This window comes from Pseudomonas sp. Van50, from assembly GCF_055390755.1.
In genome coordinates this window covers 2,081,759-2,100,447 of sequence record NZ_AP024343.1, presented here as the reverse complement: position 1 = coordinate 2,100,447, position 18,689 = coordinate 2,081,759, and the positions used below count along the sequence as shown (strand labels likewise).

General features: G+C 65.1%; 6 protein-coding genes. 2 read left to right on the top strand and 4 right to left on the bottom strand.

Annotated features, from left to right (window positions below):
• Positions 1-98: 98 nt before the first annotated feature.
• Positions 99-13,085: a non-ribosomal peptide synthetase gene (locus ACZ5M5_RS09260; RefSeq protein WP_464738914.1), complete on the bottom strand. Its 12,987-nt coding sequence runs from the start codon at positions 13,083-13,085 to the stop codon at positions 99-101.
• 281 nt (positions 13,086-13,366) lie between these two features.
• Between ACZ5M5_RS09260 and ACZ5M5_RS09255 the strand changes: the two genes are divergently transcribed.
• Entirely contained in the window at positions 13,367-13,915 is a 549-nt protein-coding gene (locus tag ACZ5M5_RS09255) for an RNA polymerase factor sigma-70 (RefSeq protein ID WP_024619408.1), read from the top strand.
• 138 nt (positions 13,916-14,053) lie between these two features.
• On the opposite strand, the gene ACZ5M5_RS09250 is transcribed toward ACZ5M5_RS09255, so the two are convergent.
• The 3 genes from ACZ5M5_RS09250 to ACZ5M5_RS09240 all read right to left on the bottom strand — a co-directional run bounded on the left by ACZ5M5_RS09250 (position 14,054) and on the right by ACZ5M5_RS09240 (position 16,656).
• Positions 14,054-15,067 (bottom strand): GNAT family N-acetyltransferase, encoded by a 1,014-nt coding sequence (locus ACZ5M5_RS09250; protein WP_060738506.1) that lies wholly within the window; start codon positions 15,065-15,067, stop codon positions 14,054-14,056.
• A 70-nt stretch (positions 15,068-15,137) separates the two neighbouring features.
• A complete protein-coding gene (locus ACZ5M5_RS09245; RefSeq protein ID WP_060743063.1) occupies positions 15,138-15,914 on the bottom strand; it encodes a substrate-binding periplasmic protein in 777 nt (258 codons plus the stop codon).
• Between the two features lie 115 nt (positions 15,915-16,029).
• Entirely contained in the window at positions 16,030-16,656 is a 627-nt protein-coding gene (locus ACZ5M5_RS09240) for a TetR/AcrR family transcriptional regulator (RefSeq protein ID WP_060738507.1), read from the bottom strand.
• Positions 16,657-16,836: 180 nt separating this feature from the next.
• On the opposite strand from ACZ5M5_RS09240, the gene ACZ5M5_RS09235 reads away from it, so the two are divergent.
• A complete protein-coding gene (locus ACZ5M5_RS09235; protein ID WP_464738913.1) occupies positions 16,837-18,627 on the top strand; it encodes an acyclic terpene utilization AtuA family protein in 1,791 nt (596 codons plus the stop codon).
• The last annotated feature ends 62 nt before the right edge of the window (positions 18,628-18,689 follow it).

Genomic DNA, 18,689 nt, shown 5'->3' with positions numbered 1-18,689 from the left:
ATCGCGAGCAAGCTCGCTCCCACATGGGATTTGCGTCGTTCACAAAACCCTGTGGGAGCGAGCTTGCTCGCGAAGAGGCCTTCATAGACGCCGCAAAACTACAACCCTTCCAATTCCGCCATCAAATCATTCAACCGATCCACCTTCTCCACGGTGATTTCGCTGGCCGCCAGCCCATGGATGTAGTCGGCCAGTTCCAGCACCGTGCTGCACTCGAACATCGCCCGCAGCGGCACGTTGCGTTGCAGGGCCTTTTGCACCCGTGAGGCGATTTGCGTCGCCAGCAGGGAATGACCGCCCAACTCGAAGAAGTTGTCCCGTACCCCTACCCGCTCGACTTTCAGCACCTGGGCCCAGATGTCTGCCAGGGTCTGCTCCAGTTCATTACCGGGTGCCTGATAGTCCTGGCTCTGCAACTGGCCGATCTCCAGGGCCGGCAAGGCCTTGCGGTCGAGCTTGCCATTGGCGTTGAGGGGCAGGCGATCGAGCCACAGCCAGTGCAGCGGCACCATGTATTCCGGCAGTTCGGCCCGCAGGCGCTGCTTGATGCGCTCCAGGCGTTCGGCGGGTTTGAGTGCCGAGTCGGTGGCCACGAGGTAGCCCACCAGATGCTTGCCATTGGCGCCCTCCTGCACGCCCACCGCCCCATCGCGCACTTCCGGCTGCTCATGCAAGCGCGCTTCGATTTCCCCCAGCTCGATGCGGTAGCCACGAATCTTCACCTGATGGTCGATGCGACCGACGTATTCCAAGACCCCGTCGCTGCGCCGCCGCGCCAGGTCGCCGGTGCGGTACAGCCGCTCTCCCGGTGCCCCGAACGGGTTCGGCACAAAGACCGGGGCGGTGCGCAACGGATCGCTGACATAACCGCGCCCGACCCCGGTGCCCGCCACGCACAACTCACCCACCGCACCCAGCGGCACCAGGTCCAGCGCGCCGTCGAGCAGGTACAAACGGTTGTTGTCGGTGGGCGTACCAATCGGCAGGTAAGTGCCACGGGTCGACGCCTGGTCGACGCGGAAGAACGCCACGTCATCGGAGCATTCCGCCGGCCCGTAGGCATTCACCAGACCAATGTCCGGGTAACGCAACAACCACTGGTGGGCCAGCTCCGGCGGCATCGCTTCACCGGTGGGCAGCATCCAGCGCAGGCCGTCCAGACCGATGCGCTCCTGGGCGAGCATGCCCTGGATCAGCGACGGCACGCTTTCCAGCACGGTGATGCGCTGTTGCTGCACATGCTCCAGCAGCCCTTGCGGGTCGTGGGCGATGGCGTTGGGCACGATGTCGACCCGGGCGCCGAACAACGGCGCGGCCAGGAACTGCCAGACCGAAATATCGAAGCTTTGGGACGCCGTCTGGGCGATGACATCCGCCTCGCTCAGCGCCAGGTACGGCACTTTGCTCAGCTGGTTGTTGAGCATGCCCCGCTGTTCCACCATCACGCCTTTGGGCAGGCCAGTGGAGCCGGAGGTGTAGATCACGTAGGCGAGGTTGTCCGGCCCGCTGTAGACGCCAGGGTTTTGCGACGAAAAGTCGCTGGCCTGGACGGTTTCCCACACCAGCAACTTCGGCCGTCCGGAACAGGCGAACTCGTCCAGCAACGCCTGGGCCTGGGCCTGGCAGGCCTGGGTGCAGACCAGCAAAGGCGTGCGGCTCAATTCGATGATGCGGCTCAGGCGCTGGCTCGGCAGGCCGGGATCCAGCGGCAAGTAGCCGGCACCGGCCTTGAAGCTGCCGATGATCATGCCCAGCAGTTGCGCATCCCGTTCAGCCAGCAACGCCACCGGCTGATCCAGACCGACCCCGGCCGCGATCAGCGCGTGGCCGAGGCGGTTGCTGCGCGCATTCAACTCGGCGTAGCTGTAGGTCGTGTCCAGGCAACTGACCGCAAGACGTTGCGGATGAACCGCGACCCGCGCCTCGAACAGCTCGACATAGCTCTGCTCCAGCGGATAGCCATGCTCGCTCTGGTTGCAGCCTTCGATCAGGAAGTCCTGCTCTTGGGCACCGATCAGCGGCAACTCGCTCATGTCACCGTGCAAGCCCTCCATCAGCGCCAGCAGCAGCCGCTTGAACTCACTCAGCAAACCCTGGACGGTGGCTTCATCGAAGTAACGCTGGTCGTAGGAAAGGTGCAGCCCCAGGTCATCCCCGGGGTAGCAGACCGCCGTCAGCGGGAAGTTGGTGTGGGTGCGGCCCGAGTCGGAGGTGGCATTGAGGCTTTGGGCACGGTCCAGCACCGAGACTTCCACCGGCGCGTTCTCGAACACGAACAGGCTGTCGAACAACGGTTGGCCCTTGGGCAGTTCGCTGACTTCCTGGATGCTCACCAGCGGCAGGTATTCGTACTCGCGCAGTTGCATGTTGCTGTCCAGCAAATCGCTGAGCCACTGCCGTACGCTGCAGCGCTGATGGTCCTCGGGCATCTGCACGCGCAACGCGATACTGTTGATGAACAGCCCGACGGTGCGTTGCATCTGCGGCAGTTCCACCGGGCGCCCGGCCACAGTGACGCCGAACAGCACGTCGCGGTCGCCGCTGACCCGGCGCAGGACCAGGGCCCACGCCGCCTGGGCGAAGGTGTTGACCGTCAGTTGATGGGCCTGGGCCAGTTCCCGCAGCCGTGCGCCGTCCCGGGCATCGAGACGGGTGTAGCAGTCGCCGACGATCATGCCGCCGCTGTCACCGGCGTGCTCGCGCAGGAACGGCCGGTCGCCAGGGATCGGCGTGGTCCGCTCGAAGCCTTGCAGGTTGTGCTTCCACCACTGCCGGGCTGCGTCCAGGCTCTGGTGTTGCAGCCAGCCGATGTAGTCGCGATAGCGCGGCGGCACGGCCAACTGCGGCTCGCGCTGCTCGCCCAGGGCGGTGTAGATCTCGAAAAAGTCATCCATCAGCAGCGAACGGCACCAGGCATCGATGAGGATGTGGTGGTTGCTCATCATGAACCAGTAGCGCGCCGCGCCGACCCGAATCAGCCGCAGGTGGAATGGCGCCTGGTTCAACAGATCGAAACCGGCCTCGCGTTCATCCTTGAGCAGGGCCTGGAGCTGGGCTTCCTGGGCGTCTTCAGGCACCTCGGACCAGTCGAGGTAATCCACCGGCGTGCGGCCTGGCTTGTGGATGATTTGCAGCATGTCTTCGCCGACGTTCCAGCAGAACGATGCGCGCAAGGCTTCGTGACGGGCGATGACCGCCTGCCAGGCCTGGGCAAAACGCTGCGGGTCCAGTGCGCTGTCGATGCGGTAGCGATCCTGCATGTAGTACAGGCCGGTGCCCGGCTCCAGCAGGGTATGCAACAGCATGCCTTCCTGCATGGGCGTCAACGGGTAGACGTCTTCGATCTGCGCGGCCGGCACCGGCAGGCTGTCCAGCTGGCCCTGGGTCAACTTCGCCAGGGGGAAGTCCGATGGCGTCAGCCCGCCCGCCTCGTCCGTCAGGCAGTGTTCGATGAGGCGTTGCAACTCATCGAGGTAAGCCTCGGCCAGGGCCGCGATGGTCTCGCGCTCATGGCGTTGGGCACTGAAGGTCCAGCGCAGCACCAGTTCGCCGCCGCTGACCTGGCTGTCGACGCTCAACGCGTTGGGTAGCGGCGCATCGGGATCGTGGATGGCACCCAGGGGCGCATCCAGCGGCTGGAACAGCGCCTCCTGGCCCAGGGTCTGGTCAAGCTGGCCCAGGTAGTTGAAGGTGATCGCCGCGTGCGGCAGGCCGGCCATCGCCTCGCGTGTCGGCGCGTCCGCCAGGTAACGCAGCACACCATAACCGAGGCCCTTGTGGGGCACCGCGCGCAATTGCTCCTTGATGGTCTTGATCGAGGCGCTGAAATCCTCAACCGCCGGACTCAGGCGCACGGGATAGACGCTGGTGAACCAGCCGACGGTGCGGGTCAGGTCGAGGTCGTCGAACAGCGCTTCGCGGCCGTGGCCTTCGAGCTGGACCAAGGCCGAATCATGGCCGCTCCAACGGCACAGCACCCGGGCCAACGCCGTGAGCAGCAGGTCATTGACCTGGGTGCGGTAAGCGCTTGGCGCCTGTTGCAGCAGTTGCCGGGTACGCTCGGCGTCCAGGCGCACGCTGACGGTTTGCCCGTGACGCTCCTGCAACCCGCCGTCAGGATTCGCGCACGGCAGTTGCACTTGCGCGCCACTCAACTGCGCTTGCCACCAACCCAACTCCTCGCGCAGGGACTCGCTGCCGGCGTAGGCCTGCAAGCGCGCGGCCCAGTCGCGCAACGGGCTGGTCTTGGCCGGCAGTTGCGCCGCCTGCCCGGCGACGAGCTGGCGATAGACGGTTTGCAGATCGTCCATCAGCACCCGCCACGACACACCGTCCACCACCAGGTGATGAATGACGATCAACAACCGTTGCCGGCCATCCGGCAACTGCGCCAGCACGGCACGCAGCAACGGCCCGGTGGCTAGATTGAAACGGCTCTGCGCCTCGGCAAACAACGCTTCGCACGCCTGGGCAGTGTCCACGCAGACCTGCTGCAGCAGCACAGCGTCAGCCAGCGACTGGTGCTCGGCACGCCAATGTCCGGCGCTTTCGTCGAAGCCCAGGCGCAAGGCATCGTGGTGCTGGAAGACGCTACGCAGCGCCTGTTCCAGCCGTTGCGGGTCCAGGGCCGTGGTCGGCTCCAGCAGCAACGCCTGGTTCCAGTGATGGCGGTTGGGGATCGGGCGGTCGAAAAACCAGTGCTGGATCGGCGTCAACCCGGACTCGCCCTGCAACAGGCCCTGCTCGGCATGCACTTGCTGGCTGCGCGTGGCGACGGCGGCCAGGGTCTGTACGGTCTGGTGCTGGAACAAGTCCCGGGGCGTGAAATGAATGCCCTGTTGCCTGGCACGGCTGACCACCTGGATGGACAGGATCGAATCACCGCCCAGCTCGAAGAAATTATCGTTGAGGCCCACCTGCGCCACGTTCAGCACGTCGCACCAGATCGCCGCCAAGGTCTGTTCCAGGGCATTGCTCGGCGCCACGTAAAGTTGGCGATTGAGTTCAGGATCGGGCAGCGGCAAGGCGCGGCGGTCGAGCTTGCCGTTGGCGGTCAGCGGCATGCTCGCCAGCAGGATCAGGTGCGTGGGCACCATGTAGTCCGGCAACTGCGCCTTGAGGTGGTTTTTCAAGGCGTCGCGCAGGGCCGCTTGTCGCTCGTCATCCTGGCTGGCGATGTCGCTCACCAGGTAGCCGGCCAGTTGCTTGCCGCCGGGCGTGTCGAGGGCCAGGACCACGGCCTCGCGCACCGCCTCATGTTCCAGCAGGCGGGTTTCGATTTCCCCCAGTTCGATGCGGAAACCACGGATTTTCACCTGATGGTCGATCCGTCCCAGGTACTCCACCAACCCGTCGGCACGCTGGCGCACCAGGTCGCCGGTGCGATAGAGGCGTCCACCGTCGGTGGCGAACGGGTCGGCGACGAAGCGCTCGGCGGTCATCCCCGGACGCTGGTGATACCCCTGGGCCAGACCGGCGCCGCCCACATACAACTCGCCCGTGGCACCTGGCGGCACCAACGCCAGGTCCGCGTCGAGGATATACGCCACCCGGGCACCGATCACGCTGCCAATCGGCACACTGGCCGCCCCCTCCTCCAATTGCTCGGGGGCCAGGCTCGCCAGGGGCATGACCACAGTTTCGGTCGGGCCATAGGCATTGAAGAACAGGCTCGGGCTGAACGCCGCGCGAATGCGCTGCAAGTGCTCGCCCGTCAGGGCTTCGCCGCCGGTGATGCACATGCGCACCGGCAAGGTCTGGCCCTGGGTCGCCAACCACTGCGCCAACTGGCTGCCGTAGCTGGGGGTGAACCCCAGGATGTTGATGCGGTGCTGGCGAATCAGCCCGCAGATTTCCTCGGCGTCCCACTGGCCCTGGGCCCGCAACACCACATGGGCACCACTGAGCAGCGGCACCAACAGGCGTTCGGTGGCCGCATCGAAGTTGATGGAATAGAAATGCAGCTCGCAGTCGTCCGGGCGCATGCCAAAGCGCTGGATCACCGCCTGGCAATGCATGGCGATTTCACCGTGGGACACCACCACGCCCTTGGGCTTGCCGGTGGAACCGGAGGTATAGATCAGATAGGCCTGGTGTTGCGGCAGGTTGATCAGCGGCAGTGAGTGATCCGGGTACTGCGCCAAGGCCGGCGAATCATCTTCCAGGCACCAGCACTCCACACCCTCGGGCAGTGCACCGAGGGCCTGGAGCATCGCCCGGTCGCTGAGCAGCAGGCTGATGCCACTGTCTTCGATCATGTAGTGCAGGCGATCCAGCGGGTATTCCGGGTCCAGCGGCACGTAGGCGCCGCCGGCCTTGAGGATCGCCAGCAGGCCGATGACCATTTCCAGCGAGCGCTCCAGGGCCAGGCCGACCCGCACCTGCGGCCCGACGCCTGCCTCGCGCAGGCGCCAGGCCAGGCGATTGGCGCGGCTGTCCAGTTGCGCATACGTCAGGGTCTGCCCGGCGAAGGTCAGGGCCGGTGCATCGGGACGCGCCCGGGCCTGTTCGGCGAACAGTGGGTGAATGCATTGGTCCAGGCGATGCTCACCGGGCTCGACGCCCAGGCTGTCGAGCAGTTGTTGCTGCTCGCCTGCATCGAGCAACGGCAGCTCGCTCAGCCGTCGGCTCGGATCGTCCAGCAGCGCTTGCAGCAGATTGCGCCAGTGCCCGGCCATGCGCGCGATGCGCGGTTCGTCGAACAGGTCGGTGCTGTAGGTCAGGCAGCAACCCAGGCGCTGATCCAGGTCGGTGACTTCCAGGTTGAGGTCGAACTTGGTGGCCCGGGCGTCGTTGACCAGGTATTCGACGGTCATGCCGGCCAGCGTGCGGCTCTGCTGGAATTCCCAGCGCTGCACGTTGCACATCACCTGGAACAACGGGTTGTAGGCCGCACTGCGCGGTGGTTGCAGGGCTTCCACCAGATGATCGAATGGCAAGTCCTGATGGGACTGGCCTTCGATGACGGTGTGGCGCACCTGTTCGAACAGTTCGCCCACTGACATCTGCCCGTCGAGCTGGCAACGCAGCACTTGGGTGTTGAGGAACGCACCGATCAGCCCTTCACTTTCCGGGCGGATGCGGTTGGCCACCGGCGCGCCGATGCGCAGGTCGATCTGGCCACTGTAGCGGTAGAGCAACACGGCCAGGGCGGCGGTCATGGTCATGAACAGGGTCAGGCCCTGTTGCGCGTTGAAGGCGCGGACCCGCGCGGCCAGCTCATCACTGAGATCGAAACGGAACAGTTCACCGCGATGGCTCTGCACCGACGGACGCGGGCGGTCGCCGGGCAGCTCCAGCAGCGGATGCTCGCGGCCCAGTTGCGCGGTCCAGTAGTCCAACTGCCGTTGACGCTCGCCGGATTCCAGCCACTGGCGCTGCCAGACGCTGTAGTCCAGGTACTGCACCGGCAAGGGTTCCAGCGGGGATTCACGGTCGTCGACAAAGGCTTCGTACAGTGCGCTCAGTTCACGGGCAAAAATGTCCATCGCCCAGCCTTCGGTGACGATGTGGTGCAGCGTCAGCACAAAGTAATGCTCATGCTCGGCGGTCTTGACCAGGCAGGCCCGCAGCAGCGGTCCGGTTTCCAGGTCGAAGGGCTGGTGCGCCTCGCTGTCGGCCAGTTGCTGCACCCGCTGCTGACGAATGTCAGCGGCCAGCATCGAGAAGTCCTTCCAGTCCATGCGCAGGCCCGTCTCGCCGTGCACCTGTTGGCAGGCCACGCCGTCGACGCTCGGGAACGTGGTGCGCAGGGTTTCGTGGCGCAGGATCAACGCCTGCAAGGCCGCCTCGAAGCGCCCGACATCCAGCACCCCGCGCAACCGCGCCATGCCGCCGACGTTGTAGGCCGGGCTGTCCGGCTCCATCTGCCAGAGGAACCACATGCGCTGCTGGGAATACGACAGCGGCACCGGTTGGCTGCGGTCGACCTTCTCGATGGGCGGCTGGCGATTGGTCTGGCCGCTGGCCTGGATCAAGCGCACTTGCTCGGCGAAAGCCCCCAGTTCACTCGCCTCGAACAGCGCTCGCAACGGCAGTTCCACGTCACAGGCCTGGCGAGTGCGGGAAATGATCTGGGTCGCCAGCAGCGAATGACCGCCGAGGGCAAAAAAATCGTCCCGCAGGCCGATGCGCGCCAGTCCCAGCACGTCGCGCCAGATGCCGGCGACTTGCTGTTGGAGGGCGCTGACCGGCTCGACATGCTCGCGCACCTGCCATTGCGGTTCAGGCAAGGCGCGGCGATCGAGCTTGCCGCTCGGGCTCAAGGGCATGGCGTCCAGGCGCAGCAGTTGGGCGGGCACCATGTAGTCCGGCAGTTCGGCGGCCAGGGCGGCCTTGAGCCGGGTGTTCAATTCGTCCTGGCCCTGGGCGACCTCCGGCGCGGTGTAATAACCGATCAACTGCGGGCCGGCCGAGGTGTCGCGCACCAGCACCGCCACTTGGGCGACGCCGTCCTGGGCCAGCAGGCGCGCTTCGATCTCCTGCGGTTCGACCCGGAAGCCGCGCAGCTTGACCTGCTGGTCGAGGCGGCCGAGGTATTCGATCACGCCGTCGGCGCCCCAACGCGCCCGGTCGCCGGTGCGGTACAACCGCGCACCGGCCGACCCCATTGGGTCGGCGACGAAACGCTCGGCGCTCAGGCCCGGACGCCCGAGGTAACCCCGGGCCAGGCCCAGGCCGCCAATGCACAGCTCGCCCGGCACACCGGCCGGCACGGGATTGAGGTCGCTGTCGAGCACCCGGCACAGCACGTTGCCCAGGGGGCGACCGATGGGCGAGCGCTCGCCATCAGCTTCGGTGCAATGCCAATGGGTGACGTTGATCGCGGTTTCGGTCGGGCCGTAGCGGTTGTGCAATTGCGCCAACGGCAGTTGCGCCAACACCCGGTTGCGCAACTCGGCCGACAAGGCTTCGCCACCGCAGAACAGCCGGCGCAGGCTGGTGCAGCGGGCGCTCAGCGGCTCTTCGACAAACAGGCTGAGCAACGGCGGTACGAAGTGCAGCGTGGTGACGCCAAACTGCTGCACCAACTGGGCGATGCGGTGCGGGTCACGGTGCTCACCGGGGCCAGCCAGGACCAGTTGACTGCCGGTGATCAGCGGCCAGAAGCACTCCCAGACCGACACGTCGAAACTGATGGGGGCCTTTTGCATCAGCACATCGGTGGCATCCAGCCCATAGGTCGCTTGCATCCATTGCAGGCGCTCGGCCAGGGCCGCGTGGGTGTTGCCGACGCCTTTGGGCTGGCCGGTGGAGCCGGAGGTGTAGATCACGTAGGCCAGATGATCGCCGTGCAGGTGCAGGCCCGGCGGGTTGCTCGGCCATTGTTCCAGGTGCAAGGCGTCCATGGCGATGACAGTGACGCCGTCGCAGGCTGGCAAACGCTCCAGCAACGCGGTCTGGGTCAGCAGCAGGTCGACGCCGCTGTCGTCGAGCATGTAGGCCAGGCGTTCGGCCGGGTAGTCCGCATCCAGCGGCACATAGGCACCGCCGGCCTTGATGATGGCCAACACGCCGATAAGCAACTGTGGCGAACGCTCGGCGGCAATTGCCACGCACACGTCCGGACCAACGCCCTTGTCTCGCAGGTAATGGGCCAGGCGGTTGGCCTGGGCGTGCAGCTCGGCATAATCGAGTTGACCACCGTCCCAGCGCAGGGCGATCCGTTGCGGCGTGCTGCGGGCCTGCTCGTTCAACAGCTCCGGCAGCCATTGGCTTGCCGGCGCGCACGGGGCCGCGCTCCACTGCTGCTGTTGGCTGTGTTCATCGGCGGTCAATAACGGTACATCGCCGATGGCTTGCTGCGGATCGGCACAGACCGCCCGCAACAGGTTGCAGTAATGCGCTGCCAGCCGCTCGATGGTCGCCGCCTCGAACAGTTCGTCGGCGTAGTCGAACGACAGGGTCAACCGGCCGTTGCGATCTTCTTCGCTGTGCAATTGCAGGTCGAACTTGGCTTCGCGGCTGTGCCACGGCAACTCCTCGGCCAGCAGCCCCGGCAGCCGGCGCAAGGCACTCAGGTCACGTTGCTGGTGGTTGAACATCACCTGGAACAGACCTTGCTCGCGCGCCTCGGGAAACGCTTCGAGCAGTTGCTCGAATGGCAGGTCCTGGTGGGCCTGGGCCCCGAGCGTGGCTTCCCGGGCCTGGGCCAGCAACGCGGCAAACGGTTGACGGGAATCGACCTGCCCGCGCAGGACCTGGGTGTTGATGAAGAAGCCGATCAGCCCCTGGGTTTCCAGGCGCGGACGGTTGGCGTTGGGCACACCGACGCGGATGTCGGATTGCCCGGTGTAACGCTGCAACAGCGCCTGGAAAGCCGCCAGCAACAGCATGAACGGCGTCGCGTCATGGGCCTGGGCCACGTGGCGCAGGGCCTCGCCGAGGTCCTTGTCCAGGCGCAGGCTGTGCCGCGCGGCGCTGCGCTGGCGTTGAGCGCTGCGTGGATGATCCGTGCCCAGCACCAGGGCCGATTGTTCAGCGCCCAGTTGCTGCTTCCAGTAGCTCAGTTGGCGCTCGGCCTCGCCCTGGGCGAGCCACTGGCGTTGCCAACTGCCGTAGTCGGCGTATTGCAAAGGCAATGACGCCAGTTCAGCAACCTGGCCTTGGGACGCGGCGGCGTACACGCGGGAGAACTCTTCGATCAGTACATTCATCGACCAGCCGTCGGCGATGATGTGGTGCAGCGTCACCAGCAGTTGATGGTCATCCTCGTCGAGGCGCAACAGGGTGACCCGCAGCAGCGGTCCCTTCTCCAGATCGAACAGCGTGGCCGCTTCGTCTTCTCGAACCTGCCGCGCCCGGGCTTCGCGCCGGTTGGCAGGTTCGTCACTGAGATCGATCACCTGCAGCTTGAATTCGCCGGCCGGATCGACCTGTTGCAAGGCCACCCCATTCCGCTCCAGGAACCGCGTGCGCAAGGACTCGTGACGCTCGATCAGTTGCTGGAAACTGGCCCGCAGCGCGTCTTCGTCCAGCTCGCCGCGCAGGTGCAAGGCGCCGGGAATGTTGTAGGCACGGCTCACCGGGTCGAGCTGCCAGGTGATCCACAAACGGTTCTGCGCCAGGGATTGCGGCAGTGGCGCATGGCGCGGCAATGGGCTGATCGCGCCCTGGGCCTGGCCGCCGTCCCGCTGCTGGTTCGCCACCGCCGCCGCGAACGCAGCCAGGGTCGGCGCTTCGAACAGCAGGCGCAGGTTGAGCGCCAGCCCGAGGGTTTCGCTCAGGCGTGCGATCACCTGGGTGGCGGCGATGGAGTTGCCGCCCAGCAGGAAGAAATGATCGTCGGCCCGGACCTGCTCGACCTGCAATTGCTCCCGCCAGACCTGACCGATGAGGGTTTGCAACGCGGAGGACGGGGCGGGTTCGTCAGCCACGTCTGCTGCCGCTGACGGGAACTGAGCGTAACTGTCCAAACTGCCGTCGGCCAACCGGATGCGGCAGGCCGAGCGCTGCAACTTGCCGCTGGAGGTCTTGGGCAGCGCGCCGGGATTGAGCAGCACCACCACGCTCGGGGCTTGCTGGCAGGCCTCGGCCACGGCCTGGCGAATGGCGTTGATCAAGGCTTCGGGCGGCAGGATTTTCTGCACGCTGCGGCTGATTTCCGCAGCGATGCCGATGCCCTCCTCGCCGTTGTCGTTGACCGCGAACGCCGCCACCCGGCCCTTGCGCACCACCTCCACTTCGCGCTCGATGGTTTGCTCGATGTCCTGGGGATAGAGATTGTGCCCGCGCACGATCAGCAGGTCTTTCAGGCGACCGGTGATGAACAGTTCGCCGCCGCGCCGGAAACCCAGGTCGCCGGTGCGCAGCCAGGTCTGGCCGTCGTGCTGGACAAAGGTTTTGGCGCTGGCTTCAGGGTTGCGCCAGTAACCCAGGGCGATGCTCGGCCCGGCGGCCCAGACTTCACCGACCTGATTGTCGGCCAACGGCTGCAACGTGGTGGGCTCGACGACCAGCACCGCGTGCCCGGGCTGGCTGACACCGCAACTCATCACCGCGCTGCCCTGCCCCGGCTCGGCCCGGTTCTGCGCCAAGGCTGCGTCATCCACTCGCAACGAAGGAATGCCGTGGCGGCGCGGCGTGCCGGCGACGAACAAAGTCGCTTCGGCCAGGCCATAGGAGGCCATGAAATTGTCCGGCGTGAAGCCGCACGGAGCGAATTTCTCGGCAAAACGCTCCAGGGTGTCGAGGCGGATCGGCTCGGAGCCGGAATAAGCCACGCGCCAGCCGCTCAGGTCGAGACGTTCCAGGGCCGCATCACTGACCCGCTCGCTGCACAACCGATAGGCGAAATCCGGGCCGCCGCTGATGGTGCCGCCGTACTCGCTGATCGCTTCGAGCCAACGCACGGGGCGGGCCAGGAAATAAGCCGGGGACATCAATACGCAGGGAACGCCGCTGAACACCGGCTGCAACAGACCGCCGATCAGACCCATGTCGTGGTACAGCGGCAGCCAGCTGACGATGACGTCGTCGGGGTTCAGGTCGATGCCGAAGCCATGGCGGATCAGCAGTTCGTTGGCCACCAGGTTGCCGTGGCTGACCTGCACACCCTTGGGCAGCGCGGTGGAGCCGGAGGTGTATTGCAGGAAGGCAATGTCATCGTCCTGCAGCGTCGGCATCCGCCATTGCCCGGCGTGGGCCGGGTCGAGGGTATCGACGCACAACACCGGCGGCGCCGACTCGATGGCTTGCAACGGCTCGCGCAGATCGCTGCTGGTGAGCAGCAGGCGCGGTTCGGCGTCGGCGATGATCGACAGCAGGCGCTCCTGATGGTGGCGACGGGCGGACTCCGGCGGATAGGCCGGCACCGCGATCACCCCGGCGTAGAGGCAGCCAAAGAACGCCGCGACGTAATCCGGGCCACTGGGAAACAACAGCACGGCGCGATCACCCAACGCCGCTTCGGCCTGCAAGGCGCCGGCGATGGTCCGGGCGCGCAGGTCCAGGTCGCGATAACTCAACACCACACCCTGCCCAGGGGTGTCGGCAAGGAAGCGCAGGGCCACCCGGTCCGGCGTCAACGCGGCGCGGCGCTGGAGGGCATGAGCCAGGGTGCTGGGGAGTTCGAACGCGTCGGTCATGGGGGTTTCCTGCCTGAATTCGGCTTGCAAGTTGTCCCCCATGGAACGGATAGCCGCGGCAAATAATTAGTCCGGCAGCCGACTCACCGCGGCATGCAGCCAGGCAGCCAGCGGCCAGGCACCGCGGCAATGGGTCGCGGCGCCGAGGCTGGACTTTATTACATCAATAATTCTTCTTCTCAATTGACAATCATTATCATTAAGCCTAATTTGGCGCTCGATGTGTAGGACGGGTCCGGCATCCGGACGTCCCGCTAACTTTTTGCAGCAAGGTGAATTCCATGACGGAACAAGTATCCACAAGCAGGTGCGACTCACCGTTACTCCAGGCGTTCGTCGATAACCGACTGATCCTGGTCAAGATCGCGGCGCGCATTACCGGTTGCCGGTCCCGCGCGGAAGATGTGGTGCAGGACGCCTTTTTCCGGCTGCAATCGGCACCACAGATCACCTCCTCGTTCAAGGCGCAGCTCAGTTACCTGTTCCAGATCGTGCGCAACCTGGCGATCGACCACTACCGCAAGCAGGCGCTGGAACAGAAATACTCGGGGCCGGAGGAGGAAGGGTTGAACGTGGTGATCCAGGGTGCTTCGCCAGAAACCTCCCATATCAACTTCTCGACGCTGGAGCACATCGCCGACGCGCTGACCGAACTGCCCAGCCGCACCCGCTATGCCTTCGAGATGTACCGCCTGCACGGCGTGCCACAGAAGGACATCGCCAAGGAGCTGGGGGTCTCGCCGACCCTGGTGAACTTCATGATCCGCGACGCACTGGTGCATTGCCGCAAGGTGTCGGGGGTTCGGGGGGATACTTTCGCCCGGCGGTGATAGGGGGTGTTAGTTGCGGACCCATCGCGGGCAAGCCTTGCTCCCACAGTTTTTTCTGGCAGGCAGATAGTTTGTGAAGCCCGGAGCCTGTGGGAGCAAGGCTTGCCCGCGATGGCGGCCTGATGACCGCCCCTCCCCTTACATCAACCCACACCGATCAAAAAACCGCTCACGCCCCAGGATCATCAGCGCCGCGCGCTTGTGGGGGAAATCGAATTCCTTTTCACAATGGAAGCACTGGTTGTGCAGGTGCCCGATCATCCGCGCATTGTCGGCCCGGGGCTCGGCGACCACGCGCTGGGTGCGCGGGTCGTCCAGGAACAGGTAATGCACCAGCGCCGACAACCAACTCGCCACCTTGTGCGGCCCGCGGTGCTGCTCTTCGCCCACCAGCATGTGGATGCCGCGATCGTAGTGGTCGGCTTCATAGAACGGCGCGATCCGATCCTCCTTGGCCCAATAGGCTTCGAAGTAAGCGAACGGCTGGTCATCGAAGCAACCGATCAGGGTCAAGACCCGGGGATCGGCCTGCAGCTTGCCCAGGTACTCGCGATGCTGTTCCAGGCTGCCCTCCTCCTGCCAGAAGCTCGCCACTCGCGGGCTGTTCTGCCAGCGGTTGAAACGCTCCAGGTCCTGCTCGATTTCCAGGGTGCGCAAGGACACCCAGGCCCCCAGCCGCGCATCGAAACGTCGATACACCTCGCCACGCGGCTTCATGGGCCGGCGTGGATGGCGGCGACCATCGGTGATGACCATCTGTTGCGGGTAACTGCCGCTGAACGACTCCCCCAGCCAGGGCTGCGGCAATTGCCAGAACATCGTGCGCTCGCAACGGTATTCACCGGCACGCTCCGTGACCGTCAATAAACCGCTGAGCAAGGCTTCGCCGGGGCGCTCGTCGAGGTGCCAGGTCAGGTGCTGACACTCGGGATCGCGGGCAAACAGCCAATAGCAGGCCGCCCATAGCGCCGGACCCACTGGGCGGTCGTTGATTTCCTGCAAATGCACATGCAACTCGGGGCCGCGCACAAGGCGCAGCCGGATCAGCGGCGCACCTTCGAGCATCAGGCTCAGGTGGCGTTCGGTTTCATCGGCGCCGAGACGACGGCCACCGGGCAAGGGCAGCGTCGTCGGGTGGTTGAGGTTGGACATGGGAGCGGCTCGCGTATTCGTCGGTAGTCAACGTGTGACGTGAGCCGGGGCGGGAAATTTAGGGTCGCCTTCAATGGGCATGCGTGGAGACCAGTTGGATCTGGTAGGGCTGGAAAATCTTCAGCATCTGACCGTTATCCCGCAGCGTTTGCAGCAACTGTGCAAACGCTTCACTGGAAATGGGCGCCTGTGGCCGGATCAGCGCGTAATGGTGGTAAACCTGATCGATGCGTTCAGACACCAGCAATTGCGGGCCGACTTCGGGATTGCGCAACACGTAATCGTTGAGGTACGAACGGGTCACCAGGGCGATATCCGCCCGCCCGCGCAAGACCATCAGCAGATTGCTGTCGTGGGAATACGTCAGCGTGGCGTTGTATTGACCGGCGAGAAACTTGGGGTCGGCGTTGAATTCGGCAAAGGCGTAGTGATAACCGCTGAACAGCGCCAGGCGCTTGCCCCTGAGGTCGGCGAAATAACTTTGCTGGCGCTCCGGCTGGCGCTGGGCGACGAAGACTTCCGCATCTTCCAGGCCCATGTCCACCGACGTGTGCGGCACATCCTGCCAACCCCATTCGGGGTTCTCGAAAATGGCCATGTCGACCCGGCCCTGCTTGAAATCATTGAACCGGCGCGGGATCGACGTCGGCACCAGGATGAACTGATAGTCGCTTTGCGACTGATTCAAGGCCTCCACCATCTGCGGCAGCAGGCCGGTGTCGGCACCGTTCTCGGGACGAACGGTATAGGGTGGAAAGTGTGCCGCGCCGATCCGCACCAGTTGCGCCGCCTCGATCGGCAACGCCAGGAAAACGGCCAGAGTGGCCAGCAGCACACGGGAGGTCATCCCCATCGGCGAAAACGTCAAGATAACCCACTCCCCAAAAGTCCCCATCACTACAATCAAGCTAGGCGGTTTCAGCCGCTTAGCCAGCCATGCGGCCATTTAAAGCGCCGCTCGATTATTGTTTTTCTTCAAGCACCAGGATCAAGGCCTGCTCGGCCAGTTCATCGAGGCTCAGGCTGCCTTCGGCGCGAAACCAGGTAGTGGTCCAGGACAACGCCCCCGTGAGGAATCGCCGGGTAATGGACACGTCCCCGCGAATATACCCGGCCTCCTTGGCCTGGCCCAGGACCTCGAGCCACAAGTCTTCATAAGTATCACGCAGGGCCAGCACGTGCCGCTGTCCGTCCGGCGAGAGCGAACGCCATTCATAGACCAGCACCGCCATGGCCTCGCCGGTGCCGCCCATGATCGACTGCAATTCGCAGCGAATCAGCGCCAGCACCCGCTCGCGCACGTTGTCGGCCTCGGCCAGGGCAGCGCGCATCAAGGCGGTGTTGTAGCGGATGGTTTCTTCCATCACCGCCCGCAGGATGTCGTCCTTGCTCTTGAAATGGTGAAAGATGCTGCCCGACTGGATGCCCACGGCACTGGCCAGGTCGCGCACCGTGGTGCGCTCGAAGCCCTTGTTGCGAAACAGGTGGGCGGCAGTCTGGAGCAGTTTGCCGCGCGCACTGTCCGGGTCGGTCAGTTGCCCGTTGTCGACCAGCTCACGCATCACGCCCAGGGCTTTTTGCTCGTCCACCCATTCTCTCCTACAGTCGATCAACCAACGCGCCGCCACTGCACAGCAAACCATCGGTGGCGCGGGCAATTTAAGCCGAGCGAAGCAACCAAGCAAGCGCTCGGCCAGAAGAACCGGCGGCCGTTTACAAACCAAGCGCTTGCTTGGTAGTCTCGAGCCACCTTTGCCGGAGGGAACGCCATGCCCAAAACGATCCGAATCGGTTGCGCCAGCGCCTTTTGGGGCGACACCTGCACCGCGGCGGCGCAACTGGTCGAGGGCGGTGCGCTGGACTACCTGGTGTTCGACTATCTGGCCGAAGTCACGATGTCGATCATGGCCGGGGCGCGCCTGAAAGATGCTTCGAGCGGCTATGCCACGGACTTCATCGAGGTCCTCACCCCGCTGCTTCAGCGTTTGCATGACGACGGGATCCGCGTCATCAGCAACGCCGGCGGGGTCAATCCCCAGGCCTGTGCGAAGGCTCTGCAAGCAGCCTGCGATCAGGCCGGCGTAGCACTGAAGATTGCCGTGCTGCTGGGCGATGACCTGCAACCGCAACACGAACGGCTCGCCGCCCAGGGCATCGACGAGATGTTCAGCGGCGAGCCCCTGCCTCCCGCGTGTGTGTCCATCAACGCCTACCTCGGCGCGCCCGGCATCGTCGAGGCGCTGCGCCTGGGCGCCGATGTGGTGATCACTGGCCGCGTGGTGGACAGTGCCGTGGTCAGCGCCGCCCTGGTGCATGAGTTCGGCTGGGCCTGGGACGATTACGACAGATTGGCCCAGGCCGCGCTCGCGGGGCATCTCATCGAGTGTGGCGCCCAGTGCACCGGCGGTAATTTTACCGACTGGCAGGCAGTGCCGGATTATGAGCACATCGGCTTTCCCATCGTCGAAGTCAGCGCCGATGGCCCGTTCATTGTCACCAAGACCGAAGGCAGCGGCGGGCTGGTTACGCCGTTGACCGTCGGCGAGCAGTTGCTCTACGAAATCGGCGACCCGCAAGGCTACCTGCTGCCCGACGTGATCTGCGATTTCAGCCAGGTCAGGTTGACCCAGCAGGGCAAGCACGCCGTGCGCGTCCATGGGGCCAGGGGCCTGCCGCCCGGCGACCGGTACAAGGTCTGCGCCACTTGGCTGGACGGCTGGCGCTGCACCGCCACCTGCCTGATCGCCGGCATCGATGCGGTGGCCAAGGCTGAACGGGTCAGCCAGGCGATCGTCGCCAAGACCTCACAGCTGTTGCGTCAACGTGGCTGGGCGCCCTACAGCGACGTGAACATCGAACTGCTGGGCAGCGAAGCCACTTATGGCCAGCACGGCCAGCGCCGGGACAGCCGAGAGGTGGTGATCAAGCTGGCGGTACGGCACCCGGATAAGCAGCCGCTGGTGCTGTTTTCCAGGGAAATCGCCCAGGCCGCCACTGGCATGGCGCCGGGACTGACCGGCCTGGTCGGTGGCCGGCCGACGGTGTCGCCGTTGATTCGCCTGTTCTCGTTCCTGATCGACAAAACCACCTGCCGGCTCGCCATCGAACTCGACGGCCAGCGCCACCCCTGCTCCCTGCCCGCTTTCGAACCGCTGCACACCACCGATCTGCCGGTCGCCCCGACCCCGCCCAAACCCCAGGGCCGGGCCGACGCCAGCGTGCCGCTGATCAAACTGGCGGTGGCGCGCTCCGGCGACAAGGGCAACCACAGCAACATTGGCGTGATCGCCCGGGAACCCGAATACCTGCCCTGGATCGCCGAGGCGCTGACCCCGGAGGTGATGGTCGACTGGATGAGCCACGTGCTCGACCCGCTGCTGGGCCGGGTCGAACGCTGGTACCTGCCGGGCACCCACAGTTTGAATTTCCTGCTGGAAAACGCCCTCGGTGGCGGCGGTGTCGCCAGCCTGCGCATCGATCCCCAGGGCAAGGCGTTCGCCCAGCAGTTGCTGGAGATTCAGATACCGGTGCCGCAACACATTGCCGATCAGGTCGGCTAAGGGCGGTCGCCATGGCAAATAAACGATCAGCAGCCCCTGTGGCGAGGGAGCTTGCTCCCGCT